This is a genomic window from Pseudomonas sp. St386 (genome assembly GCF_018325865.1).
Classification (GTDB): Bacteria; Pseudomonadota; Gammaproteobacteria; order Pseudomonadales; family Pseudomonadaceae; genus Aquipseudomonas; species Aquipseudomonas brassicacearum.
Map to the genome: position 1 here is coordinate 4,358,617 of NZ_AP021900.1, position 24,415 is coordinate 4,383,031.

Sequence of the window (24,415 nt, forward strand, 5' to 3'; positions counted from 1 at the left end):
CCGACTATAGGCGTTGACCATTCCCTTGATAATCAGGTGCAATCAGCACGGGTTGTACGGCGGAGAGAACAATGGCAACGGATATTCAAGACTTGCTGGCCTTTGTGGCCGTGGTCAATGCGAAGGGCTTTCGTGAAGGTGCGCGGCTGAGCGGCAAGTCCGCGTCGAGCCTCAGCGATGCCGTACGCCGGATGGAAAGCCGGCTCGGTGTACGCCTGCTCAACCGTACCACCCGCAGCGTGGTCCCGACCGAGGCCGGTGCGCGGTTGATGGAACGCATCGTCCCGGCCCTGGGCGAGGTAGAGGCGGCGATGGACGTGGTCAACGACTTTCGCGACCGGCCTTCGGGCACCCTCAGGCTGAACGTGCCGGTCAGCGCCGCCCGGCTGGTGTTGCCGGCGATCATCACGCCGTTCCTGAAAAGCTACCCCGACATCCGCCTGGAAGTGGTCACCGAAGAAAGTTTCGTCGACATGCTCGCGGCGGGCTGTGACGCCGGCATTCGCTACGACGAGCGCCTGGAGCAGGACATGATCGCCATTCCCATCGGCCCACGGTTCCAGCGCTTTGCAACGGCCGCTTCACCGGCCTACCTCGACGCCAGGGGCCGCCCCGAGCATCCACGGGACCTGCTTGGGCATGCCTGCCTGACGGGCAAGTTTCCCAGCGGCGCCCTGCCCCTGTGGGAATATGAACGTGACGGCGAAACGATGAGCGTCGACCCGAGCGGCCCGTTGATCGTGCGTATTGGCGGCGCGATGGACCTGGCGGTACAGGCTGCGGTGGATGGGCTGGGCATTGTCCATCTGTTCGAGGACTGGTTGCGGCCCTACCTGGACAGCGGCGCCCTCGAGCCGGTACTCGAACCCTGGTGGCAGCGCTTTACCGGGCCATTCCTCTACTACCCAGGCCGCCGCTACCTGCCCTCGCCGCTGAGGGCTTTTGTGGATTTCATCCATGCACAACAGCGTGGGAGCGAGCCTGCTCGCGATGGCGTCAGCACAGCCAACCTCCCCGCAAGCTGATACACCGCTATCGCGAGCAGGCTCGCTCCCACAGGGGTTCGGCTGCGTAGCTAAAATCCTGCCCCACCACAAATCCATTGTGGGAGCGAGCCTGCTCGCGATGGCGGTCATGCATTCACCCCTTTGCCCGCTCGTCTCCCCGCCGCAAGGATTTTCGAACCAAGCCATTCGCCACGGCTCGGACCTACATGACACCGCTGAAAGCCACGATGACGCGCTTCGACCGTCACGGCCTGAACGGCGGGCACATCGGGAATGCTTTGCGTTTCACTGCCGGGAGTTTTCGTTATGTGTGACAGTCTTGTTCAACACGTTTCTTCAAAAGACTCCCTGGCGTATTTCGCCCAGCGAGACACGCCCGGCAGCCGTTTCGATGCAAGCGTGACGCCCCTGGACCTGCACGTGACAACGCCGCCCAAGGCCCAGGACCGCCAGAGCCTGATCAAGCCAGACATGCAGGTCAGCGCCATTCGTCGTCGCGGTGGGCACCTGGAGTGCATCAAGGTTCGCTGGGGTTGGTCACCGATCTGGTCGGTCGGAACGATGCCGCCGCTGACCCATCTGCCCTTGCATCTGGTGATGCGCTCCAAGGTCTTCGATCCCATCAAGCACGAGGGCCGCGTACTGGTCGCCGTGGAGGGTTGGTATGAGTCGCAAGCCCCCGCCTCGCCCTCCCAGGCGCAACGCCTCACCTACACCACTTCGCGGCAATCGGCGCCAATCTTCCTGGCCGCCCTGGCCCAGGCCAGCGAGACCCCGTTTGGCTGTGACGGGCTGGCCCTGGTGACGTATGGCGACATCGTCAACCAGCAGCAGCGGGTCCTGGCCTTCAGCGCCGACGATGCGCTCGACTGGCTGGAGCCCGCGCTGGGATGGGAACAGGCACAACAGCTGGCCGCACGCCTGAACAGCGCGCAACCGCACCTTGAAGCGGAAATGACAACCCAGCGTCCGGCCCAGGGCGGACTTTGACTTTGGGAGATAAAGCCATGTACGTGATCATGGGCGCCACAGGCCACGTTGGTTCGGCCACGGCCCGAGCCTTGCTGGCGCCAGGGCATGCCGTGACTATCTTGACCCGCAACGCCACCCACGCCACCGAATGGCACGCCAGGGGCGCTCAAATCGTCGAAGCGGACGCCGAAAACGTCGAGTCGTTGCGCGCCGCCTTTCGGCTTGGGCGCAGGGCGTTCATTCTCAACCCGCCGGCGGCTCCCAGTACCGATACCGATGCGGTGGAACGGCGCACGGTCGCCAACATCCTGGCTGCCCTCGACGGATCGGGCCTTGAGAAAATCGTCGTGCAATCCACCGCCGGCGCCCAGCCTGGCGAGCGTATCGGCGATCTCAGCGTCTTGTGGGAATTGGAAGAAGGGCTGAGCAACCAGTCGATCCCGGCGGCGATCAATCGCGGGGCTTATTACATGAGCAACTGGGACAGCCTGCTCGATACCGTGCGCGAGACCGGCAAGCTGCCCACGCTGTTTCCAGCCGACCTGGCCTTCCCCATGGTTGCGCCCCGGGACCTGGGCGAAATGGCGGCCGCGCGGTTGCTATCGTCGGTTGATGACATTGGCGTGCGTAACGTGCAGGGACCTCGCCTGTACTCGCCCAACGATGTGGCGCAGGCATTTTCCCAGGCGCTCGGCCGGCCGGTCGAGGTGCACGTGATACCCAGGGACCAATGGGAAAGCACCTTCCAAAGCCTCGGCTTCAGCCTCGCTGCGGCGCAATCCTATGCGCGCATGAGCGCCGTCAGCCTCGACAGCGGCTTCGACGTGGGCGACGACGCCTTGCACGGCACCACGACGCTTGAGGCCTACATCCAGGCGCTGGTGCAAAACAACGGGCTGGGAGCGCACGGATAAAGGAATGCAGGAACGGCGCAGCAATGGACGGTAAACTGCGGCGGTCTTTTTCTTTTCCAGCATGAGGCTTTGCATGAGCAACCCAGACATTACGTTTATTCCAGATCCGGATGCGGACTCCATTTCCTCCGACGTCGCCGGTTTCGGCGGCCTGCTGGTTTCCACGCAAATCCCCACCCACGCCGACGGCAGCCTGGAACTGGGCGACATCACCCGGCAGAGCGAATGCACGCTGCAAGCCCTCAAGACCGCCCTGGAGGGCGCCGGCAGCTCCATGGATCGGGTCCTGCACCTGACCATCTACCTGACCGACATGGCTGACCGCGCCGCTTTCAACGAGGTCTACAAACGCTTCTTCGCCAAACCCTGGCCGGTTCGTGCCGCCGTGGGCGTGGCGGCGCTGGCGGTTGAAGGGATGAAAGTGGAAGTGACAGCGATGGCGGCGAAGGGCTGAGCGAGCCCACTGCCTAGAAGCGGAACGCGGAGCGTGAGGAACGATCTTCCGCAGCTCCCGCAACCTGATCGTTCCCACGCTCTGCGTGGAAATGCATCCCGTGACGCTCTGCGTCACATCCCAGAATCGGAACGCGGAGCGTCCCTGGCGGCATTCCCACGCGGAGCGTGGGAACGATCGACTGGAGTATGCCTGGCTATTCCTGGACCAATCCCCTCCCCCAATCCCCGCCTATACTTCTTTGCCAATCCCCCGGGGCCTGCACTTCCAACAATAAAAAGCAGAGGTGGAACATGGTCTGGCAACAAGTCTACGATCCCTTCGGTAATGCGGTGCTGTCGACGCTCCTGGCGGCGGTTCCCGTGGTGGTGATGCTGGCGTCCCTGGCGTTCTTTCATGTCAAGGCACACCTGGCGGCGTTGATGGCCCTGGCCTCGGCCTTGCTGATCGCGATCTTCGCCTTCGGCATGCCCGCCGGCATGGCCGGTTCGGCGGCACTTTACGGCGCGGCCAACGGGCTGCTGCCCATTGGCTGGATCGTCCTCAACATCATTTTCCTGCACCGGCTGACCACCGAGAATGGCTCGTTCAAGGTCTTGCAGGATTCCCTCGCACGCATTACCGACGACCGACGCCTGCAATTGCTGCTGATCGCGTTTTGCTTCGGTGCGTTCTTCGAAGGCGCGGCGGGTTTCGGCACGCCGGTGGCGGTGACCGGGGCGATCCTGATCGGGCTGGGCTTCTCCCCCTTGGCCGCCTCGGGCCTGGCGCTGATCGCCAATACCGCGCCCGTGGCGTTCGGCGCCCTGGGTACGCCGATCATCACCCTGGCCAAGGTTACCGGGCTGGATGAAATGGAGTTGTCGATGATGGTCGGTCGGCAGTTGCCGTTTTTTTCGGTGATCGTGCCGTTCTGGTTGATCTGGGCGTTTGCCGGGTGGCGCAAGATGCTGGAGATCTGGCCGGCGATTCTGGTGGCCGGTGTCAGCTTCGCCATCCCGCAGTTCCTGGTGTCGAACTACCACGGGCCGATGCTGGTGGATGTGATTGCCGCGCTGATTTCCATGGCCTGCCTCACCGGCTTTCTAAAGGTCTGGAAACCGGCCACGGTGCACACGTCCGCAGCGTTGTCGGGACGGGTCGATGATTCGAAAATCGACGCCAGCGAAGATGAAAAACCGCAGGCCAGCGCCACCTTTTCCAGTGATGCGCGACCGGCTGTGCTGCGGGCCTGGATGCCGTGGATCATCCTCACAGTATTCGTGTTCGCCTGGGGCACCCAGAGTTTCAAGAACCTGTTCGATACCCGCCCGGCGCTGGACCCGCAGACCCAATCGGCCAAGCTCGACCCCCAAGGCAAGCCGATGCGTGAGGCCAACCCGATCTTCTCGCCCCTGGTGACCTTCGGCACCATCCACCAGCAGATCGAAAAAGTCCCGCCCGTGGTGCCCCAGCCTAAAACCGAGGAAGCGGTCTACAAGTTCAACTGGTTCACCGCCACCGGCAGCGGCATCTTCCTGGCGGCGATTCTCGGTGGCTTGCTGATGGGCTATTCCATCCCGCAACTGCTGCACCACTACCTGCGAACGCTCTGGGTGGTGCGCTACTCGCTGATTACCATCGTGGCGATGCTGGCCCTGGGGTTTCTCACGCGCTACTCAGGCCTGGACGCGACCATGGGCCTGGCCTTCGCCGCTACGGGCATTTTCTACCCCATGTTCGGCACCTTGCTGGGCTGGCTCGGCGTGGCGCTGACCGGTTCGGACACGGCGTCCAATGTGCTGTTCGGTGGTTTGCAACGGGTGACAGCGGAACAGTTGGGGATCAGCCCGGTGTTGATGGCTGCGGCCAACAGTTCCGGCGGGGTCATGGGCAAGATGGTCGACGCCCAGTCGATCGTGGTCGCCTCCACCGCCACCCGTTGGTACGGTCACGAAGGCGAGATCCTGCGCTACGTGTTTTTCCACTCGGTGGTGCTGGCGATTCTGGTGGGCGGGCTGGTGACGTTGCAGGCGTATGTGGCGCCGTTCAGTCATATGGTGGTGGGAGGACGCTAACAGGAATATTGATCGTTCCCAGGCTCCCGCGTGGGAATGCACCCACTGACGCTCTGCGTCACGCTTAACGGAACGCGGAGCGTGGGAACGATCAAAACAACGGTGTTACTGAACGTTTTTCAGCTTGACCACATCACCAGACACCGAGGTGGTGTAGCCGGTCAGGACCCAGGCCCAGAACCAGTTTTCCTGGACTTGGGTGTTGATCATGGCGTCGCCGCCCTTGGCCTTGATCGCCGCGTCCTGGGCACGCACGAAACGGTTGTTCTGGCGAATCGGGATCACGCCGAACAGCAGCAGGCCGGTGGCCTTGGCTTCGCTGTGGCCGACAACGGTGTATTGGCTGCTGTCGTATTGCTGGGTTTTCATCGGGGTGCCGGTGCAACCCGCCAGGGCCAGGCCGAACAGTGCGCAGGCGACAACTTTGCTGATGTGATTCATTGAATACTCCATGAGAAAACGCCCGGGATCCGTCTCTCGGGCGGCGCGTACTCTAACCGATCAGCAACAAATTGACATACGATAATCCGCCCTATTCAGCGCCTGGAAGGCTCATCGCAGAGCCATCCGTCAGTTGCGCCTCCAGCGAAGCAGGCCCTCGTCGATAACATGAAAACTGCGCCACGGAAGGCAGTTCTTGCCTTGACGGCCGATAGGTAACGGCCGGTCCCGTTGGAGGGTTTTATCATGATTGACCTGACTGTCTGGAACATTACCCTGCCCGTGCAAACGCCGGCGCAGGTCGTGGCGACCAAAGCCATGCCGACCCTGAAAAACAAGTACTTCGACAACAACGGCCAGCGGATCGTCTTCTGGGCGCCGGTCACTGGCTCCCATACCGGTAAAAGCGAATACCCGCGCTCGGAACTGCGGGAAACCGGCAAAGACGGAAAGCTGCGCAACTGGCGCTACAACAGCGGCACCAACACCCTCAAGGGCGAGCTGTCGGTGAACCAGGTGCCTTCCGAAGGCCGCGTGGTAGTGGCACAGATTCACGCCAAGGACGCGCCGACGCCGTTGTTGAAGCTGGTATATCGCTACGAAAAGGGTACCGGCAATATCGACGTGGAATACCGGATCAAGCCCAAGGACAAGAAGAGCCCGGTGATCTACACCGTGCCCAAGGTGCCGTTGAACAAATCCTTCTCGTACACGCTGCAAATGGACAAGCAAGGCCAGCTCTCGGTGCTGATCGGCAACAGTGGCAAACAGGTGAAGCTGGACAAGTCCTGGCAAGGCTACGACTTCTATTTCAAGGCCGGCGTCTACACCTTGGACAACAAAGGCTATTCCAACGAAGGCGGAAAAGTGACCTACACCAAACTGGACGTCAGCCACAAATGACTGACGCCCAGCCCTGCTTGTGCTTCAGGCCTTTGATGGCGCGCTAACCGCCTGCCGGCCGCTGAAGGAAAACAGGAAACAGGCGAACACCAGCAACGCGAAACCGGCCGGGAACAGCCAGATGCTTTTCCAATCGTGGCCGCCCTCCAGGACAAAGTGATCGGTCACCTGCCCCGCGACCCAGAAGCCGATCAGCATCCCCACACCATAGGTCGCCAGGGTAATCAGGCCCTGGGCCGAACTGCGCAAATGCTTCGGCGCCTTGGCATCGGTGTAGATCTGCCCCGAGACAAAAAAGAAGTCATAACAGATGCCGTGCAGGGCAATGCCGGTGAACAGCATGAACGCCAGGTCGCCGTTATTGCCGTAGGCGAACAACAGGTAGCGCAGCGCCCACGCCAACATGCCCACCAACAGCGCCAGCTTGATGCCGAAGCGTTGGATGAACAGCGGCAACAGCAACATGAACAACACTTCCGAGACCTGCCCGATGGCCATCTTCGCCGTCGGGTTGGTCATGCCGGTTTCGGCCAGGAACGGGTTGGCATTCTGGTAATAAAAGGCCAAGGGAATGCAGATCAGGATCGAGGCGATGAAGAACACCAGGTAGCTGCGGTCCTTCAACAGACCCAATGCATCCAAGCCCAACAACTGCTTGATGCCGCCACCGCTCGCCTGCTCTTGGAACGGCGCCGTGGCCGGCAGCGTGAAACTGTAGAGCCCCAGGACCAGGGAAGCGATGGCCGCCATCAGGAAGGTATTGCGCAAACCGCCTGCAGAGATCGCTTCACGCGAATCCCAGGCGAATACAAAACTGATCACCACGCCCGCGACGATCCAGCCAATCGTGCCCCACACCCGGATGCGCGAGAACTCCAGCGCCGGGTCGCGCATTTGCCGGAACGCCACGGAATTGACCAGGGCCAGCGTCGGCATGTAGACCACCATGTACGCCAGCACATACGGGTAGAACACGCTGAAGTCCGCCGCCGAATACAGCTGATACAGCAACGCCGCGCCCAGCAGGTGCAACACCGCCAGGATCCGTTCGGCATTGAAGTAGCGGTCGGCGATCAGGCCGATGACAAACGGCGCAATGATCGCCCCCCACGACTGAGTGGAAAACGCCATGCCGATCTGCCCGCCGCTGGCGCCCAGCGTGCTGGAGAGAAAAGTCCCCAGGGTGACGAACCAGCCACCCCAGATAAAGAACTGCAGGAACATCATCACGCTGAGGCGTGCGTTCATCGTGGTCATGACAGTCACCGTTTTATTGTTGTTCTTGTGAAGAAAGAAAAAACGCACCGCTTTTGTTGCAAAGGGATTTACCTCCACTGTGGGAGCAAGGCTTGCCCGCGATGGCCGCGCCACGGTCTAACCGTTGAACCGCGTTTTCGTTCATCGCGGGCAAGCCTTGCTCCCACACCGGGTTTCCTCGCCACAGGTTTTTGGGTTGGGCCGGCTACCTCAACAGGCCCAGCAACCGCCGGTTGGAGTCTTCATCCGCCGTTACACCAGCAAAATCGTCGAAAGCCTTGCGCGTCTTGCTGATCATGTGCCGCTGGATGAACGCAGCGCCTTCTGCGGCGCCCTGTTGCGAATCCTTCAGGCAACACTCCCATTCCAGGACCGCCCAACCGCTGAAATCGTATTGGGTCAATTTGCTGAAGATCGATTTGAAATCGATCTGGCCATCGCCCAACGAACGGAACCGCCCGGGCCGATCGACCCAGCCCTGGTAACCGCCGTACACCCCGGAACGGGCGTCGGGGCGGAACTCGGCGTCCTTGACGTGGAACATGCGGATGCGCGCGTGGTAGCGATCGATGAAACCCAGGTAGTCCATCTGTTGCAGCAGCAGATGGCTGGGGTCATAGAGGATCGCCGCCCGCGGGTGATGATCGACGGCCTCCAGGAAGCGCTCGAACGAGGCCCCGTCGTGGAGGTCTTCGCCGGGGTGGATTTCGTAGCACAGGTCCACCCCCGCCGCGTCGAAGCAGTCGAGAATCGGCAACCAGCGCCGCGCCAGTTCGGCGAACCCTTGCTCCACCAGGCCTGTCGGACGTTGCGGCCATGGGTAGAGATACGGCCACAGCAGCGCGCCGGAAAACGTTGCATGAGCCTTCAGCCCCAACCGCTGGCTGGCGCGGGCGGCCAGCTTGAGTTGCTCGATCGCCCACTCGGTACGTGCCTGGGGCTGGCCGCGCAGATGGGCCGGGGCGAAGTCGTCGAACAGCACGTCGAACGCCGGGTGCACCGCCACCAACTGGCCTTGCAGGTGCGTCGATAACTCGCTGATCTCGACACCGGCCTGGGCACAGGTGGCCTTGAGCTCGTCGCAATAATCCTGGCTCTCGGCGGCCCGGGCCAGGTCGATGTATTGGGTGCCCGACGTCGGTAATTGAATGGCCTTGTAGCCTTGCGACGCCGCCCACTGGGCGATGTTGGCCAGGGTGTCGAACGGCGCTTCGGCGGACATGAATTGCGCCAGGAAAATGCCTGGGCCACGCAGGCCGTTCGGTGTCTTGTCGAGGGTATTCACAACAGGGATGCTCCGGTTTGCACGGCGGTCCATTTCGCGTCGCCACGGTGATTGAGGATGGCGGCCTCGATAAATGCCATGCCACGCAAACCGGTCTCGATGCCGGGCACGCCAGGGACGTCAGGGCCTTCGACATGGTTGCGAATGGCCTGGGCGAAATCGCCGTAGAGGTTGGCCATGGCCTCCAGATAGCCCTCGGGATGGCCGGCCGGCAGGCGCATGCGCCGCGTGGCCGCCGCGCACAGCCACGGCTGGCCGACACCGCTACGCAAGATGCGCAGGGGTTGGTCAAAGGCGCGATGGATCAGGCTCGCCGGTTCTTCCTGGCGCCACTCCAAGGCGCCCTTGTCGCCGTAGACGCGAATCTTCAGCGGGTTCTCTTCGCCAGTGCAGACCTGGCTTGCGATCAACGCGCCGCTGGCACCGCTCGCCATCTTGAACAGCATCGCGGCGTCGTCATCCAATTGTCGGCCCGGGACGTGCGTGCCCAAGACGGCGCATAGCTGTTGGATAGGCTGGTCTGCGACGAACTCGGCCAGGGAAAACGCGTGGGTGCCGATGTCGCCGATGCAACCGCCCAGGCCGGACTGCCCGGGGTCATCACGCCACTCCGCCTGCTTATTACCCTGAGCGGCGACATCCTGGCTGAGCCAGCCTTGGGGGTACTCGACCAGCACTTTGCGCACCTGGCCGATCTCGCCCGAACGCACCATCTCCCGGGCCTGCCAAACCATGGGATAGCCCAGGTAGGTGTGGGCCAGGCCGTAGAGGCAACGGCTGCCTTGCAGCACGTCCCTGAGGGCCAGCAACTCGTTGAGGTCCAGCGCGGCGGGTTTCTCGCTGAACACATGGAAACCGGCTTTCAAGGCCTGGCTGGCGATAGGCGCATGGAGGTGATTGGGCGTGACGATCACCAGCAGTTCCATGCGCTGATCCAGAGGCAGCAGCGCTTCGGTGTCGAGCATCTGCTGCCAGTCGTGGTAGCAACGGGACGCTGGCAGGCCCAGGGCCGCGCCGGTCTGCCGAGTGTTGTGAGGATCGCGGCTGAATGCGCCGCAGACCAGTTCGAAACCGCCGTCCAGGCCCGCGGCCTGACGGTGGGCCTGGCCGATGAACGCGCCCTCTCCACCGCCGACGAAGCCCATTCTTATTTTCGGTGCTACAGGATTCATCGCGATTGTCTTCCTGTGAGGATGATAATGTAACCGGTTACATCATGGCGGAAATCTAGGCTCAGTTTTCCTGCGTGTCAAACCCCACGAGGTCACGCATGAACATTTGTGAGGCGCTCAACCTGCGGTAAGCTCCCCAACCGTAGCCCCTGCCCCCCGAGGTGATTTTGTCCAACATTCGTGAAGTGGCCCGGCTGGCCGGTGTGTCGGTGGCCACGGTGTCCAGAACCCTGAAATCGCCCGAACGGGTGCTTCCCGAGACGCGGGACAAGGTCAACGCGGCGGTGGAACAGGCCGGCTATCGGCCCAACCTGATGGCGGTGCAATTTCGCTCCCGGCGCACCGGCAACCTGGTGATCCTGGTGCCGACCATCGCCAACACGTTTTTCGCCCGGGTCATCAGCGGCGCGCAGCAGGCCGCGCAGGCGGCGGGTTATCGATTGCTGCTGTGCGACACCCAGGGCCGCGCGCAGATCGAGCGGGAATTCGCCGCGCTGGTCTACGCCCACCAGGCCGACGGGGTGATCCAGTTGCGCGCCAGCGATCCTTTCGAATCGATGCCCGCAGGCGCTGAAAGCCTGCCGCTGGTCAACGCCTGCGAAGTGGTCAAGAACGCCCCCTACCCAACCATCAGCCTCGACAACCGGGCCGCCGCCCAGGCCATGACCGAGCACCTGATCGGCCTCGGCCATCGCCGCATCGGCATCATCAAGGGACCGCGCAGCAGCCCCTTGACCCTGGACCGCGTGGCCGGCTACCAGGATGCCCTGAGCCAGGCCGGTATCGCCGTCGACCCAAGCCTGATCTGCCATGGCGACTTCACCTTGAAGGCCGGTGATGACGGAGCCGGCGCGATGTTGGCGCTGGTCGACCGGCCCAGTGCGTTGTTCTGTGAAAACGACGAGATGGCCATCGGCGCACTCAGGCGCATCAAGCAAATGGGCCTGCGGGTGCCCGAGGATATTTCCCTGGTGGGGTTTGACGACATCCCGTTCGCCGCCTATTGCGACCCGCCCCTGACCACCATTGCGCAACCTGCCGAAGCGTTTGGTCAAAAAGCGGTAGAGATGCTGATTGCCCTGATCGAGAAAAAGCCGATTGCCGAACGGCATGTGGTGTTGCCGTTTGAGTTGACGGTGCGAGGCAGTACGGCGCCCCTGGCATAACCACAAAAACCTCCTGACCACGGCTCGACTCGCCACCGCCCCCGTTTGAACTACAGTGGAAAGACTCTGCATACAGCCATAACAAGACGGAGAGGTCCCCATGCGAGTCAACAAGCGCTTCACCCTCCTGGCCGCCGCGGCAGCCCTGGTGGTCAGCACCACGGCCCAGGCAGCCCCGGTGTATATCAACATCCTGACGGGGGGCACCAGTGGGGTTTATTACCCGATCGGGGTCGGGCTCTCGCAGATCTACAGCAGTGGTATCCAGGACGCCAAGACATCGGTGCAAGCCACCAAGGCCTCGGTGGAAAACCTCAACCTGCTGCAAGCCGGTCGTGGCGAGCTGGCCCTGGCCCTGGGCGACTCGGTGGCGGATGCCAGGAACGGTGTGGAAGACGCCGGTTTCAAGGCACCGTTGACCAAACTGCGCGCCATCGCTGGCGCCTATCCCAATTACATCCAGATCGTCGCCAGCCAGGAGTCCGGCATCAAGACATTGGCCGACCTCAAGGGCAAGACCGTTTCCGTCGGCGCGGCAAAATCCGGCACCGAACTCAATGCCCGGGCGATCTTCAAGGCCGCAGGGCTGACCTACCAGGACATGAAGGTCCAGTACTTGCCGTTCGCCGAGTCGGTGGACTTGATCAAGAACCGCCAACTGGATGCCACACTGCAGTCCTCCGGCCTGGGGATGGCGGCCATTCGTGACCTGGCCTCGACCATGGCGCTGAGCTATGTATCGGTGCCCACCGATGTGGTGGAGAAAATCGCTAACCCGGCCTATCAAAGCGCAATGATTCCGGCCAACACCTACGACGGCCAGACCGACGCCGTACCGACCGTGGCCATCACCAACATCCTGGTCACCCGCGAGGACGTGCCGGATGAGGTGGCGTACCAGATGACCAAGCTGCTCTTCGAGAACCTCACTCGCCTGGGCACTTCCCATTCGGCGGCCAAGGACATCACCTTGAAAAACGCCGCGAAAAACCTGCCGATCGCACTCCACCCCGGTGCCGAGCGCTACTACAAGGAAGTGGGCGCGCTGTAACACCCTACGCATCAACGGCGCCCGTCGCCGTTGATGCATCGTGTTTTCGCCCCTTGAATGTGAACAGAAGGCAGGCACCTCATGAGTGAAGACCAGCACGGCATCGCCACGGACCCGCGGGACTGGCCCAAGACACTGTTTTACGTGGCCTTGCTGTTTTCAGTGTTCCAGATCGTCACCGCCGCGTTTTCTCCAGTCTCCAGCATCGTGCTGCGGGCGGTGCATGTCGGCTTCCTGCTGTGGGTGGTGTTCCTCAGCTACCCGGCCTATGGCAAGCAGCGTCCCTGGCAACCCCTGGCCTGGGTCCTGAGCCTGGGGAGCGTGGCGACGGCGCTCTATCAATGGGTGTTCGAAGCCGACCTGATCCAGCGCTCTGGCGACCTGACTACCGCCGACATGATCATCGGCGTGATCCTGATCGTGCTGGTCTTCGAAGCCGCCCGGCGGGTGATGGGCATCGCGCTGCCGATCATCTGCGGCCTGTTCCTGGCCTATGGCCTGTTCGGCGAATACCTGCCGGGGGATTTGGCCCATCGCGGCTATGGCGTCGATCAAATCATCAACCAACTGTCATTCGGCACCGAAGGCTTGTACGGCACGCCGACCTACGTGTCGGCCACCTATATCTTCCTGTTCATCCTGTTTGGCGCCTTCCTGGAAAAGGCCGGCATGATCAAGCTGTTCACCGATTTCGCCATGGGCCTGTTCGGCCACAAACTGGGCGGGCCGGCGAAAGTGGCGGTGGTGTCATCGGCGCTGATGGGCACCATCACCGGCTCAGGCATCGCCAACGTGGTCACCACCGGGCAATTCACCATCCCGTTGATGAAGCGCTTCGGCTACAAGGCCGCGTTTGCCGGCGGTGTGGAAGCGACTTCCAGCATGGGCAGCCAGATCATGCCGCCGGTAATGGGCGCGGTGGCCTTCATCATGGCCGAAACCATCAATGTGCCGTTCGTTGAAATCGCCAAAGCCGCATTGATACCCGCGTGCCTGTACTTCGGCTCGGTGTTCTGGATGGTTCACCTGGAAGCCAAACGCTCCGACCTCAAGGGCCTGCCCAAGGACCAGTGCCCCAGCGCCTGGGGCGCGGTCAAGGAAAACTGGTACTTGCTGATCCCGCTCGGGGTGTTGGTCTACCTGCTGTTTTCCGGACGCACACCGCTGTTTTCCGGCATGGTGGGCCTGGCATTGACAGCCATCGTGATTCTCGGCTCGGCGATCATTCTCAAGGTCTCGAACTATGCTTTGCGCTGTGCCTTCTGGATCGCCTTGGGGCTGCTGTGCGTCGGTTTTTTCCGGTTGGGCATCGGTGTCGTGTTCGCGGTGATCGGCGTGTTGGTGGTGGTCTGCTGGTTCATGCAAGGCACGCGGGAAACCCTGGTCATCTGTCTGCACGCGTTGGTAGATGGCGCGCGTCATGCCGTTCCAGTGGGGATCGCCTGCGCCTTGGTAGGCAGCATCATCGCCGTGGTCTCGCTGACCGGCGTGGCCTCCACTTTTGCCGGCTACATCCTCGCCATCGGCAGGGACAACCTGTTGCTGTCGCTGATCCTCACCATGCTCACTTGCCTGGTGCTGGGCATGGGCATCCCGACCATTCCCAACTACATCATCACCAGCTCGATCGCCGCGCCCGCCCTGCTGGAACTGGGCGTGCCGCTGATCGTGTCGCACATGTTCGTGTTCTATTTCGGCATCCTCGCCGACCTGACCCCACCGGTGGCGCTGGCCTGTTTCGCAGCCGCGCCCATTGCCCGGGAAAGTGGCCTGAAGATCAGCTTCTGGGCGGTGCGCATCGCCCTCGCCGGTTTCGTCATTCCGTTCATGGCGGTCTATAACCCGGCACTGATGCTCCAGGGCGACAACCTGTGGATGACCGCGTACATGCTGATCAAGACGTTGTTGGCCGTCGGGCTTTGGGGCATGGCGTCCACCGGCTATCTGCAACAGAAGATGCCGGTCTGGGAGCGCCTGTTGTGTTTTGCGGCTGGCGCGTTGCTGGTGGTGGCCCTGCCGCTGACCGACGAGATTGGCTTCGTGCTGGGTGGGCTGCTGATTTTCCAGCACATCTGGCGCTCGCGGCGTGCCGGACGGGCCTTGGCGTGATCGGGCTGTGTCTGGGCCTGTCCGGCGTGGTCTGGGCCCAGCTTCCCGTTGCCGATTTCACGCTGGCATGGAACCACACCATCGAAAAGATCCGCTGGGAGGAAGATTATCGCGTGACCGCACAAGGGTTGGTCCTGGGTGAAGCCAGGGTCAGAGGCAATGGCGCGGGCATGGAGATTCCCGAAAACGCCCGACTGGAAAATGGCAGTTGGCACTACCAACGCCAGATGCCGCCGCTGCAACCGCTGAGGCTGGGCCGTACGCCGCAGGCCGGCGATTATCAAGTGTGCTTCGATGGCACTTGCCGGCCGATGAGTCATTGGTTGGGGCCGCCGACAGAGGGCCAGCCGACCGTGGAGCTATGGAGTTGCGGACAATCCTGAACCCATCAGAGGATACTCACTGAACACACCCTTGTGACTAGGCCGTGGGAGCAAGGCTTGCCCGCGATACAGGCGACTCGATTTCTGAAAGACCGCATCGCCTGTATCGCGAGCAAGCTTTGCTCCCACAGTATCCTCGCCACAATGGAGAACCGCTCAATCAGGCAAACGTCGCCCCCCGTGTATTCACGAACAGCGAATACAGCGAATGGCTGCCGGCCATGAACAACCGATTGCCTTCCCGCCCTCCGAAGCAGACGTTGGGGCAGCGCTCCGGCAGGGAGATGTGCCCGATGGCTTTGCCTTCAGGGTTGAACACTCGCACACCGTCGAGTTTTTCCAGGTCGGCCTTGGGGTCGCCATTGCCGCCCCAACCGCACCAGAGGTTGCCGCTCTCGTCGCACTTGATTCCATCGATCGCCGCGTAATCCAGGCCTTCGATGTGCTTGCGCCGCTCCCCCAGCGTGCCATCGTCCTTGACCGTGATTGCCCAGATCAAGCGGTTGGGCTTGGCCCGGCCTTCGACCACGTAGAGGATTTTCTCGTCCGGGGAAAAACACAACCCGTTCGGCCCCGCCAGGTCGTCGATCACCCGGCTGACCTTGCCGGTTCCGCCGTCGATGCGATACACCGCGTGGGGCTGGGCGGGGGTGACTTTGTGTCCCTCGTAGTTGTTGCCGGTCTGGAACGGCGGGTCGGTGAACCAGACCGAGCCATCACGCTTGCACACGATGTCGTTGGGCGAGTTCAGCGGCTTGCCTTCGAAACTGTCCGCCAGCACGGTGATAGTGCCGTTGTGCTCGGTGCGAGTGATGCGTCGGCCTTCGCTGGCGGTGGTGGAGCCTTCGCACACCAGCAGCCGGCCCTGGCGATCGCGGCACATGCCGTTGGAGAAGTTGGAATTCTCGCGGTACACCGACAGGCTGCCGGTGATTTCATCCCAGCGCACGATGCGGTTGTTTGGAATGTCGCTGACCAGCAGGTAACGACCGTCACCGACCCACACCGGCCCTTCTGCCCAACGCAGACCGGTGGCGAGTTTCTCCACGCTGGCGTTGAAGATGCGCAAGTCCATGAAGCTGGGGTCAAGGATATTGATCAGCGGGTCCGGGTAACGCTGGCTCAAGGGTTCGGCCTGGGCGAGCCCTGGCAGATTGCCAAGGGCGGCGGCAGCGGCCGAGACCACCAGGGATTTTTTCAGGAATACCCGGCGGCCCTGATCGGCGGCGGTTGCAGATTGCGAAGCATCCATCGGTGCGTCTCCGTTAATTATTATTGGACGGGACGACAGTTTTACTACGTGATAAGACATCGTACAAGTATGTGAATCTGCTCTTGCGGACAGTCGATCAGGCCGGGTTCAGCGGTATACGAACGGTAAATGTCGTGCCGACTTGCGCCTCCGAGTGGACCTTGATGGTGCCCTGATGGGCCGATACGATCGCCGAAGCGATGTGCAGGCCAAGTCCGAGCCCAGCCGTGGAACCGTACTGCATTTCACCGCTGCACAGACTTCGGACCATTGGGTTGAAGATGTTGGCAATGGCCTCTTTCTCGATAGGCTTGCCCTGGTTGTTGATCGCAATCACGGCCATATCCTTTTCCACGCTCAACGAAACAGTCACCGGCGTGCCTTCGGCACCATGCTGGAAGGCGTTGCCAATCAGGTTGGCAAATACTTGCTCCATGCGGGCGGGATCAAACCGCGCCTCCAGGGCACCGGTCGTTTCAAAGCGGATTTCGCTTTCCGGGTGATAGGCCCGCGCCTCCTCCACCATGCCTTCGCAGGCGGCCACCAGATCGCCGTTGAAACGCTGCACCGGAATGCCCGAGCCGAGTTGGGTACGGGTGAAATCCAGCAGATCGCCGACGATCTTGTTGGCCCGCTTGACGCTGGTGTAGATGCGCGAAGTGATCTTGGTGGCCTTGGCGGGCAGGTCTCCCGCCCGCAGCAGCACTTCGGAACTCAGCAGGATCGCGCCCAAGGGGCTGCGCAGGTCATGCCCCAGAATCCCGAGAAAGATGTTGCGCGACGCATCCACCGCCCCCGAGTAACTGACGACGGACTCGGCCAAGGCCTGGTCCACGGCCTCGTTGAATCGAATCAGATCGTCCATGACCTGTTTGTGATCCAGCTGCGTGTGCGGCATCCAGAGCATGAGCACGCTGGTGCGCAGGGCCCGGTATTCGGAGACCATTTGTTCCACGGTGAAACCCGAGGACTGGCGGATGACCGCATGGGTTTCGGCGGCGGTTTCGGCATCCGCCGTCGGGGCCTCCCCGTGGGACTTGGCAATTGCCTCCTTGCGCGTTTGCGAGGTGCGCAGGTCAGCAGCGATGGTGCGCAGCATCTGCTCGGCATGGTCGCGCAGGGCCACGGAATCCATGCCAATGGATGCGGGGGTGATGGTTTTGGCGAAGTCTTCCCACGCCTGAAGAATCGGCTCGATATTGTCGAGAATGAAATCGGCCAGGCGCATGAGTTTTTCCGCAAGAAGGGCGATGCTGTAAACGACACAGCGGCCAGGTTTGTTGTACAGCAAAGCACCGGATAATGTGCGTAATGCTGTTCATTTTGATATTCCGCTGTGTTTTTTTTGGGGGGTGTATATCCTTTTCTGCGGTAACGGCGGCTGGCGGTTCCGCCGTTACGGCGGGTTACTTTCGACTGGGCCGGCTTCCGGGCTTTTCGAAAGTGACCCGCCGTAAAGGCGGAACCCTAAGTAGCCGTTACCGCAGAAACGGATATACACGCCAAAGCAACTAAATACCGAGCGTACAGCCCTGCCGACCTTGTCCCTTGCACCCCACGAGGTAAAAACCTTACAGTCGTACGACAACCTATAACTAAAAACAGCCGATCCAGGACCTTTTGCCTTGGCGGCCGCCATAGAGACACCTGCCATGACTCGCCCCATCGCTGCACCTGACACCCCCACGCCGTTACCCCGCCACCTCGCGGTGCTCGTCCTGCTATGCATGGGCTGTGCCTTCGCCGGGAACCACGTCGCCGCGCGGGCCGCGTTCGATGACGGTGCCGGTGTGCTGCTGGCGATCTTGCTGCGCTCGGGCGGGACGCTGCTGGTGCTGGCTGCGATGGTGCTCTGGCAACGACAGAGCCTGCGCCTGCCGCCCGGTGCGTGGCGCTGGCAATTGGCACTGGGGCTGTTGATCGGCGCCCAGAGCCTGTGCCTGTACTCCGCCGTGGCGCGGGTTCCGGTGGCGTTGGCGCTGTTGGTGGGCAACGTGTTTCCGATCCTGCTGGCTTTGCTGACCTGGGCCCTGGGCGGGCCACGCCCGACGGCGCGCACCGCCGCGTTGATGGGCATGATCCTGGTGGGGCTGGTGTTCGTGCTGGAAGTGCCGGCGCGGTTATCGTCTGGGCAAGGCGTCGGCCCGCAATGGCTGCTGGGGGTGGGTTTGGCCTTTTGCGCTGCTTGCGCCTTTGCCTGCGCACTGTGGATCACCGATCACAAGTTGTCCCAGGTACGCGGCTCGGTCCGCAGCCTGCTGACGATCTTCATCGTCTTCAGCAGCGTCAACCTCGCCGGCCTGACCGGTGCCCTGCCCGGCGGTTTCGACCTGCCAGCCAGCAGCACCGGTTGGTTCGCCCTGGCGACCCTGGTGGTGCTCTACGGCACCGGCTTCACTTTGCTGTTCATTTCCGTGCCCCGCCTGGACATGCCGCGCAACGCCCCGGTGATGAACATCGAACCGCTGGCCACGCTGCTGATCGGCTGGCTGGTGCTGGACCAGATGCTCAACCCGGGCCAGGTGATGGGTGGCGCGATTGTGGTGACGGGCATCGTGCTGCTGACCTATCGCAAGGTCGAACGGGTCAAGGTGCCTGTGGCTGAAACGGCGAATTGAACCCACTGAACACAGTTGTGCCAGACCGCAGATACTCTTCGCCTTCCTGAAACTTGTTTCAAAACCGACAGTCCTACCCCAGCCGTGAAAACCCCGCCGATCTGCAGCGACGGGTTTTCCAGCTGATCGGCGCCAAGCCTGGCGCTAAAGCACCTCCCCCTTCTTGAGCCGTTCGCCCCATGCGCCACCCTGTTCGCTCTTGCCGTTTCGTTTCGCTGTGCTTGCTTGCCCTGTTTCCCTTATTTGCCAGCCCCGCCCATGCCCGCGGCGAAAGGCAGCTGGTGGACGCCATCAACGATTTCCGCAGCCAGTCGCGCCGCTGTGAATGGCGCACGGTGCGTGCCACCCAGCCACTGGTACTGCGTTCGAGCCTGGGCTTGCCGATGGGCTTTCGCGGTGGCCTGCGGGAAACCTTGAAAGACGCCGGCTATCAAGCCCGGGCTGTGCGCAGCATCCGCCTGACCGATGCGCGGGACGCCGAAGAAGCCTTCGACATGTTGGCCGACGAACATTGCGCAGCGCTGCTGGACAACCAGTACGCCGACATCGGTGTCAATCGGGTCGGTGATGAATGGCGCGTGGTGCTGGCGCAACCCATGGCTGGCACACGGATGAGCGACGCGGGTGCGTCGGACAAGTCGCTGCTGGCCCAGGTCAACGCCGCCAGGGCCAAGCCACGGATGTGCGGGCGCCAGCGCTTTGCGGCGGCCCGGCCGCTGAGCTGGAACGCCGCGTTGGGAACCGCCGCCCAAGGCCACAGCCGGTCGATGGCCCGCGAGAACTATTTCGCCCATCGCGATCCGGACGGTCGCTCCTCTTCCGATCGCGCCAAGAGCGCCGGCTTTCGCGGACATAAACTGGGCGAGAACATCGCCGCTGGTCAACGCTCGCCGAGCCAGGCCATGCAAGACTGGCTGGACAGCCCGGGGCACTGCGCCAACCTGATGAACCCGATGTTCACCCAGATGGGCGCAGCTTCCGCCAGCGATTCGCGCAGTGATGCGGGGGTGTACTGGACGATGGTGCTTGGTGCGCCGTGATGTGACGGACACCTTTGTGGCCAGGGAGCTATGGCAAATCTGCCGCCTCTCACGCCGGCCGACGAACCGCCCTCACCTTGCCACTGCCACCGCCGCCACAGAAAAACCGGTCGGCCCCGTCGGACTCCAGCCCCGACACACCGGTCCCGGGTGGCATCGTCACGCTTTCCAGCACTTGCGCCGTTTGCGGATCGATACGTCGCAGGTCGCTCTCGTCGTTTTCCCAGGTGCCGTGCCAAAGCTCTCCATCGACCCAGGTCACGCCCGTGACAAAGCGGTTGGATTCGATGGTGCGCAGGACCCTTCCGTCGGCGGGATCGATCTGCAGTATCTTGCGCGCCTTGTACTGACCGACCCAGAGTGATCCTTCGGCCCACGCCAGGCCGGAATCATCACCGCTGTTGGGGGCCGGAATCGTCGCCAATACCTGACCGGTGCGTGGATCGATCTTGCGGATGCTGTCGCCGGCAATCTGGAATAAATACTCACCGTCGAACGCCGTGCCCGCATTCGCCGGGACATCGAGCGAATGCACGGTCTGGCCACTGACGGGATCGAGGGCATACAACTTGTCGCCTGAAGCGAACCAGACGCGCTCGCCGTCATGGCTCACGCCATGCACGCAATCGACGCCCGGGAAAGGACCGTATTCACGCAGGATCTGTGCCTCTGAACGTTTCATCTCACTCGCCTCATCAGTGGGGTGTGACTGCAGCCTAATCCTCCGATGGCAGCGCAGTGAGTAACAATACCGTCGCGAATCCAGGCATCGGTGGCGCCAACCAGCGACGGGCCCTGGCGCGCCCGAACGACTGCGCCTTACCGGCGGCGGCCAGTGTCTCCAAGGCCCGTTGCACGCTACGCTGACTGATGTCCAGCGCCAGCGCCAGGGCTGAACTGGACCAGGCTTCACCGTCGGCCAGCAATGCCAGCACCGCTGCGTAGGGCTCCTCGACGACTCGCGCCAGCACCACGACCTCGTCGGCATGTCGCGGCATCAGGGTAAAACCGCGCTGGGTTGCCCTCACGTCAGCCAACGGACGAAGCGTGGCACGCAACCGCCCCATCTCGACCCGCAGCCGGGCGCGATGGGATTCATCCGTCAGTTTCAAGCCGAAGGCCTGGGTCATGAGCGTTTCCCTTGGCACGTCGCCAGGCCAGGCTTGAGCCAGCCCTCGCGCCAGGGCGAACAATACCGGACGCCGGGCAAGGCGGACCTGAATGCCGGCGCCGCTGATCCCATAGCGGCACGCGTCCACCACCAACGCCGGCCCGGCCAACAGCGCTTGCACTTCTTCCAGCAGGAGCAAGCGCTCCTGGCCTCGGGCGATCAGCCGCGCGGCGGGTGTGCGCAGTAGCCGCCAGGCGCTTTCAATTTCGGCGCTCAGCGCGCCGATTCCCGCTTGCCCTGCGGCTTGCCCGGCCCGTTCGAGGGCGGCGCGGGCGGCCTGTGTTTGCAACCGTCGCATGGCGATTCCCGCAGCCACTAACTCGCAAGCCGCCCGTGATGCCAAGGGCAGGCAGGCAAGCTCCAGGTCAACGAGCCTGCGTTCGGCCTCGTCGAGCCGACCGATCAACAGCAGCCGCCGGATTTCGATCGTGTGGGCGTGCGCAACGTTCGCCCGGTCGTCGTGGGTTTCGAGCACCGCCCGCGCGGCGTCGAGGCGCTTCATCGGCCAAGCCAGGTCACGGGACGCCAGGGCGATTTCGCCTTCGGCGACCACACAACGCGCCCGTGCCACGGCCTCCTTGGGCCCGAAGGCCGCGCCCGCCCGACGCATCAGGGCCCTGGCCCGAACCAGATCCCCCAACTGCGCCATGGCAATGCCGCGAAGCGCGAGGGCCGGGGCATCGTTGCGCAGCGCGACGCGATTGAGCGCAGCGACAGGGTCCCCCGCCGCCAGTGCTCGCGCCGCTGCGGTGATCAGAGGGTCAGCTGTCATCGGTCTTGGGGTCAGAGGCGGATGTCGGCAGCCGGCACCACGTCGATCCGCGATACCGCACTGCTCAGCCGCCCCAATCGGTTGTTGTGATTGGCGATGATCTGCTCAGCCGCCATGCTGCCGTTGTCCACCGTGGAGTGGGCATCGGCCGCCAAAACCACGTCGTACCCCAGGGCATGGGCTTGGCGCACGGTAGCGTTGACGCAATAGTCGGTTTGCAACCCGCAGACCACCAGGCGGTCGATGCCTCGGGCCTGCAACAACGGTTGCAGGTCGGTCTGGTAGAAGGCATCGGGGGTGGTCTTGCGCACCCGCAGGTCATCGGCAGCGGTCAGCAGGTCGTCGGCCAGTTGCCAGGCGGCAGAACCATACGTCAGCGAGCCTTCCAACTCTTCGTGCTGGATCAGGATCACCGTCAAGCCCAGGGCCCGGGTTTTGGCCGCCAGTTCGTTGATGGTCCGGATGATGCGCTGGCTGTCGAAGCATTCCTCTTCGCCTGAGCACAGCGCGTTCTGGACATCGATGATCAGCAATGCGGTGTTCATGACCTTCCCTCTTCAAACAATATCGCAGCCGCGCGATAACTCAATACCCCAGCGACAACCCAGTGTTGCGACGGGGGTCGTTGGCGCCATAGAAGCGGTTCTTGCCCACCGGTTTGCCACCCAATGACGGCGCACCGACCAGGATCGCGGCAATGTGGTTGGGGTCCTGCGGGCCGGCAAACTTGTGCCCCCAGCTCTCCAGCAGCTTGCGGGTATCCGGGCTGGCCGCAAAAGTCTCCAGGTTGGTTTCCTCCGGCATCCACTGTTGGTGGAAACGTGGGGCGTCGACAGCCTCCTGGAGGTTCATGCCGTAGTCGATCACATTGAGGATCGTCAGCAACGTCGCGGTGATGATCCGGCTGCCGCCCGGGGTACCCACCACCATGACCGTCTTGCCGTCCTTGGTGACAATGGTCGGGCTCATGGATGACAACGGCGCCTTGCCCGGCGCGATGGCGTTGGCTTCGCCCTGCACCAGGCCATACATGTTGGGCACGCCGACCTTGGCGGTGAAGTCGTCCATTTCATCATTGAGAATCACCCCGGTCTTGCTTGCCATGACACCGGCACCGAACCAGTCGTTCAGGGTGTAGGTGACCGAAACGGCATTGCCCCACTGGTCGACGATGGAGTAATGGGTGGTGTTGCTGCCCTCATGGGGCGCCACGCCGGGCTTGATCTTCTGCGAGTCGCCGGCCTTTTGCGGTTCAATCGCCGCCCGCAGTTTGGCGGCGTAGTTTTTATCCAGCAGATGGTCGATGGGGTTCTTCACGAAGTCCGGGTCCCCCAGGTAACTGTTGCGGTCCACGTAGGCGTGGCGCATGGCTTCGATCTGATAGTGCATGCCCTGGGCCGAATGGAATCCCAGGTCCTTCATCGGATAGCCGTCGAGGATGTTCATGATCTGGCACAGCACCACCCCGCCGGAACTGGGCGGCGGCGCCGAGATGATGTGGTAGCCGCGGTAGTCACACTCCACCGGGGCCAGCTCGCGGGTCTTGTATTTGTCCAGGTCGGCCTGGGTGATGATGCCTTTGTTGGCCTGGCTGGAGGTGACCAGGGCATCGGCGACCCAGCCCTTGTAGAAACCGTCGGCACCCTTGGCGGAGATTTCCCGCAGGGTCTTGGCGAGGTCTTTTTGTACCAGTTTCTGGCCGACCTGCATGGGCTCGCCGTTGTGCAGGAAGATCGCCCCGGAGTCACGCATGTCCTTCTTGAACACATCGGTGGCGGTTTCCAGCAGATCGACATCGCCCTGCTCCAGGGTAAAGCCTTCCTCGGCGAACCTGATGGCCGGAGCGATCAGCTCCGCCCGCGGTTTACTGCCGTATTTCTTCAACGCCAACTCCATGCCGGAGACGGTGCCGGGCACGCCCACGGCCAGGTGTCCGCGGGTGCTGAGGTCGGGGACGACGTTGCCATCCTTGTCCAGGTACATGTTGGCCGTGGCGGCCAGGGGCGCTTTTTCGCGGAAATCCAGGAACGTCTTGCGGCCATCGGCCATTTGCAGGGTCATGAAGCCACCCCCGCCCAGGTTACCCGCCGCCGGATACACCACCGCCAGGGCATACCCCACCGCCACCGCCGCATCCACGGCATTGCCGCCGCTCTTGAGCACATCGACACCCACGTGGGTCGCCAGGTGCTGGGCGGTGACCACCATGCCGTTCTCGGCGGCCACTGGCGCCTGGGAGGCGGCCTGGGCATACAAACAGCTGAGGGTCAGGGTGGTGGCAATGAGGGTCCGGGCAAAGGATTCGAACTTCATGAGTCGGCCTCTTCTTGTTTTAAAAAGTCGGGGATCGCATCAAGCAACTAGCTAGTATGGCCTGGTTTGCGTAATGCG

General features: G+C 62.6%; 22 protein-coding genes. 12 read left to right on the forward strand and 10 right to left on the reverse strand.

Features of this window, described 5'->3' with window-relative positions; genetic code table 11:
- The first annotated feature begins 71 nt into the window (after nt 1-71).
- The 5 genes from KI235_RS19105 (at nt 72) to KI235_RS19125 (ending at nt 5,404) form a co-directional block, all read left to right on the forward strand.
- The gene (locus KI235_RS19105) at nt 72-1,025 is read left to right on the forward strand and encodes a LysR family transcriptional regulator (RefSeq protein WP_060613973.1); all 954 of its coding nucleotides are present in this window, start codon (nt 72-74) and stop codon (nt 1,023-1,025) included.
- Between the two features lie 288 nt (nt 1,026-1,313).
- Nucleotides 1,314-1,997, forward strand: coding sequence for an SOS response-associated peptidase family protein (locus tag KI235_RS19110; RefSeq protein WP_003203249.1), 684 nt, complete (start codon nt 1,314-1,316; stop codon nt 1,995-1,997).
- A gap of 17 nt (nt 1,998-2,014) precedes the next feature.
- Nucleotides 2,015-2,893 carry an NmrA family NAD(P)-binding protein gene (locus KI235_RS19115; RefSeq protein WP_028237181.1) on the forward strand — a complete coding sequence of 293 codons (879 nt, stop codon included), beginning with the start codon at nt 2,015-2,017 and terminating at the stop codon, nt 2,891-2,893.
- Nucleotides 2,894-2,966: 73 nt separating this feature from the next.
- Nucleotides 2,967-3,347, forward strand: coding sequence for a RidA family protein (locus tag KI235_RS19120; RefSeq protein ID WP_013693688.1), 381 nt, complete (start codon nt 2,967-2,969; stop codon nt 3,345-3,347).
- A 293-nt stretch (nt 3,348-3,640) separates the two neighbouring features.
- Nucleotides 3,641-5,404: an L-lactate permease gene (locus KI235_RS19125; protein ID WP_003203255.1), complete on the forward strand. Its 1,764-nt coding sequence runs from the start codon at nt 3,641-3,643 to the stop codon at nt 5,402-5,404.
- A 105-nt stretch (nt 5,405-5,509) separates the two neighbouring features.
- Here the strand turns inward: KI235_RS19125 and KI235_RS19130 are convergent, their stop codons facing one another.
- The gene (locus tag KI235_RS19130; RefSeq protein ID WP_003203257.1) at nt 5,510-5,845 is read right to left on the reverse strand and encodes a hypothetical protein; all 336 of its coding nucleotides are present in this window, start codon (nt 5,843-5,845) and stop codon (nt 5,510-5,512) included.
- Between the two features lie 246 nt (nt 5,846-6,091).
- On the opposite strand from KI235_RS19130, the gene KI235_RS19135 reads away from it, so the two are divergent.
- Nucleotides 6,092-6,748, forward strand: a complete 657-nt coding sequence (locus KI235_RS19135; RefSeq protein ID WP_027912009.1) for a polysaccharide lyase family 7 protein — start codon at nt 6,092-6,094, stop codon at nt 6,746-6,748.
- 24 nt (nt 6,749-6,772) lie between these two features.
- On the opposite strand, the gene KI235_RS19140 is transcribed toward KI235_RS19135, so the two are convergent.
- From KI235_RS19140 to KI235_RS19150, 3 genes are all read right to left on the reverse strand, one after another.
- The gene (locus KI235_RS19140; RefSeq protein WP_013693690.1) at nt 6,773-8,005 is read right to left on the reverse strand and encodes a nucleoside permease; all 1,233 of its coding nucleotides are present in this window, start codon (nt 8,003-8,005) and stop codon (nt 6,773-6,775) included.
- Nucleotides 8,006-8,210: 205 nt separating this feature from the next.
- Nucleotides 8,211-9,290, reverse strand: a complete 1,080-nt coding sequence (locus tag KI235_RS19145; protein WP_244864258.1) for a sugar phosphate isomerase/epimerase family protein — start codon at nt 9,288-9,290, stop codon at nt 8,211-8,213.
- On the reverse strand, nt 9,287-10,462 hold the full coding sequence (locus KI235_RS19150) for a Gfo/Idh/MocA family oxidoreductase (protein ID WP_003203266.1): 1,176 nt from the start codon (nt 10,460-10,462) through the stop codon (nt 9,287-9,289). Before KI235_RS19150 ends, KI235_RS19145 begins: the two co-directional genes overlap by 4 nt.
- Before the next feature lie 167 nt (nt 10,463-10,629).
- Between KI235_RS19150 and KI235_RS19155 the strand changes: the two genes are divergently transcribed.
- The 4 genes from KI235_RS19155 to KI235_RS19170 all read left to right on the forward strand — a co-directional run bounded on the left by KI235_RS19155 (nt 10,630) and on the right by KI235_RS19170 (nt 15,171).
- The gene (locus tag KI235_RS19155; RefSeq protein WP_003203268.1) at nt 10,630-11,628 is read left to right on the forward strand and encodes a LacI family DNA-binding transcriptional regulator; all 999 of its coding nucleotides are present in this window, start codon (nt 10,630-10,632) and stop codon (nt 11,626-11,628) included.
- Nucleotides 11,629-11,728: 100 nt separating this feature from the next.
- Complete coding sequence (locus tag KI235_RS19160) at nt 11,729-12,679, forward strand: TAXI family TRAP transporter solute-binding subunit (protein ID WP_003203270.1); 951 nt, start codon at nt 11,729-11,731, stop codon at nt 12,677-12,679.
- An 81-nt stretch (nt 12,680-12,760) separates the two neighbouring features.
- Nucleotides 12,761-14,788 carry a TRAP transporter permease gene (locus tag KI235_RS19165; RefSeq protein WP_003203272.1) on the forward strand — a complete coding sequence of 676 codons (2,028 nt, stop codon included), beginning with the start codon at nt 12,761-12,763 and terminating at the stop codon, nt 14,786-14,788.
- Nucleotides 14,785-15,171 carry a DUF1850 domain-containing protein gene (locus KI235_RS19170; protein WP_027912007.1) on the forward strand — a complete coding sequence of 129 codons (387 nt, stop codon included), beginning with the start codon at nt 14,785-14,787 and terminating at the stop codon, nt 15,169-15,171. Before KI235_RS19165 ends, KI235_RS19170 begins: the two co-directional genes overlap by 4 nt.
- A gap of 160 nt (nt 15,172-15,331) precedes the next feature.
- Here KI235_RS19170 and KI235_RS19175 read toward each other — a convergent pair whose 3' ends face one another.
- Entirely contained in the window at nt 15,332-16,423 is a 1,092-nt protein-coding gene (locus KI235_RS19175; RefSeq protein ID WP_003203277.1) for an SMP-30/gluconolactonase/LRE family protein, read from the reverse strand.
- Nucleotides 16,424-16,520: 97 nt separating this feature from the next.
- Nucleotides 16,521-17,651 carry a sensor histidine kinase gene (locus KI235_RS19180; protein WP_039012861.1) on the reverse strand — a complete coding sequence of 377 codons (1,131 nt, stop codon included), beginning with the start codon at nt 17,649-17,651 and terminating at the stop codon, nt 16,521-16,523.
- A gap of 424 nt (nt 17,652-18,075) precedes the next feature.
- On the opposite strand from KI235_RS19180, the gene KI235_RS19185 reads away from it, so the two are divergent.
- Both KI235_RS19185 and KI235_RS19190 read left to right on the forward strand, forming a co-directional pair.
- Nucleotides 18,076-19,041 (forward strand): DMT family transporter, encoded by a 966-nt coding sequence (locus KI235_RS19185; RefSeq protein ID WP_244864259.1) that lies wholly within the window; start codon nt 18,076-18,078, stop codon nt 19,039-19,041.
- A 179-nt stretch (nt 19,042-19,220) separates the two neighbouring features.
- A complete protein-coding gene (locus KI235_RS19190) occupies nt 19,221-20,081 on the forward strand; it encodes a CAP domain-containing protein (protein ID WP_003203289.1) in 861 nt (286 codons plus the stop codon).
- Between the two features lie 49 nt (nt 20,082-20,130).
- On the opposite strand, the gene KI235_RS19195 is transcribed toward KI235_RS19190, so the two are convergent.
- Genes KI235_RS19195 through ggt form a run of 4 tightly spaced genes read right to left on the reverse strand, consistent with a single transcriptional unit; the run spans nt 20,131 to nt 24,337 of the window.
- Nucleotides 20,131-20,763 carry a DUF5074 domain-containing protein gene (locus KI235_RS19195; protein WP_212795248.1) on the reverse strand — a complete coding sequence of 211 codons (633 nt, stop codon included), beginning with the start codon at nt 20,761-20,763 and terminating at the stop codon, nt 20,131-20,133.
- Between the two features lie 34 nt (nt 20,764-20,797).
- The gene (locus KI235_RS19200; protein WP_212795249.1) at nt 20,798-22,024 is read right to left on the reverse strand and encodes a helix-turn-helix domain-containing protein; all 1,227 of its coding nucleotides are present in this window, start codon (nt 22,022-22,024) and stop codon (nt 20,798-20,800) included.
- An 11-nt stretch (nt 22,025-22,035) separates the two neighbouring features.
- On the reverse strand, nt 22,036-22,569 hold the full coding sequence (locus KI235_RS19205; protein WP_003203296.1) for a cysteine hydrolase family protein: 534 nt from the start codon (nt 22,567-22,569) through the stop codon (nt 22,036-22,038).
- Between the two features lie 40 nt (nt 22,570-22,609).
- Complete coding sequence (ggt, locus tag KI235_RS19210) at nt 22,610-24,337, reverse strand: gamma-glutamyltransferase (protein ID WP_003203297.1); 1,728 nt, start codon at nt 24,335-24,337, stop codon at nt 22,610-22,612.
- Between the last annotated feature and the right edge of the window lie 78 nt (nt 24,338-24,415).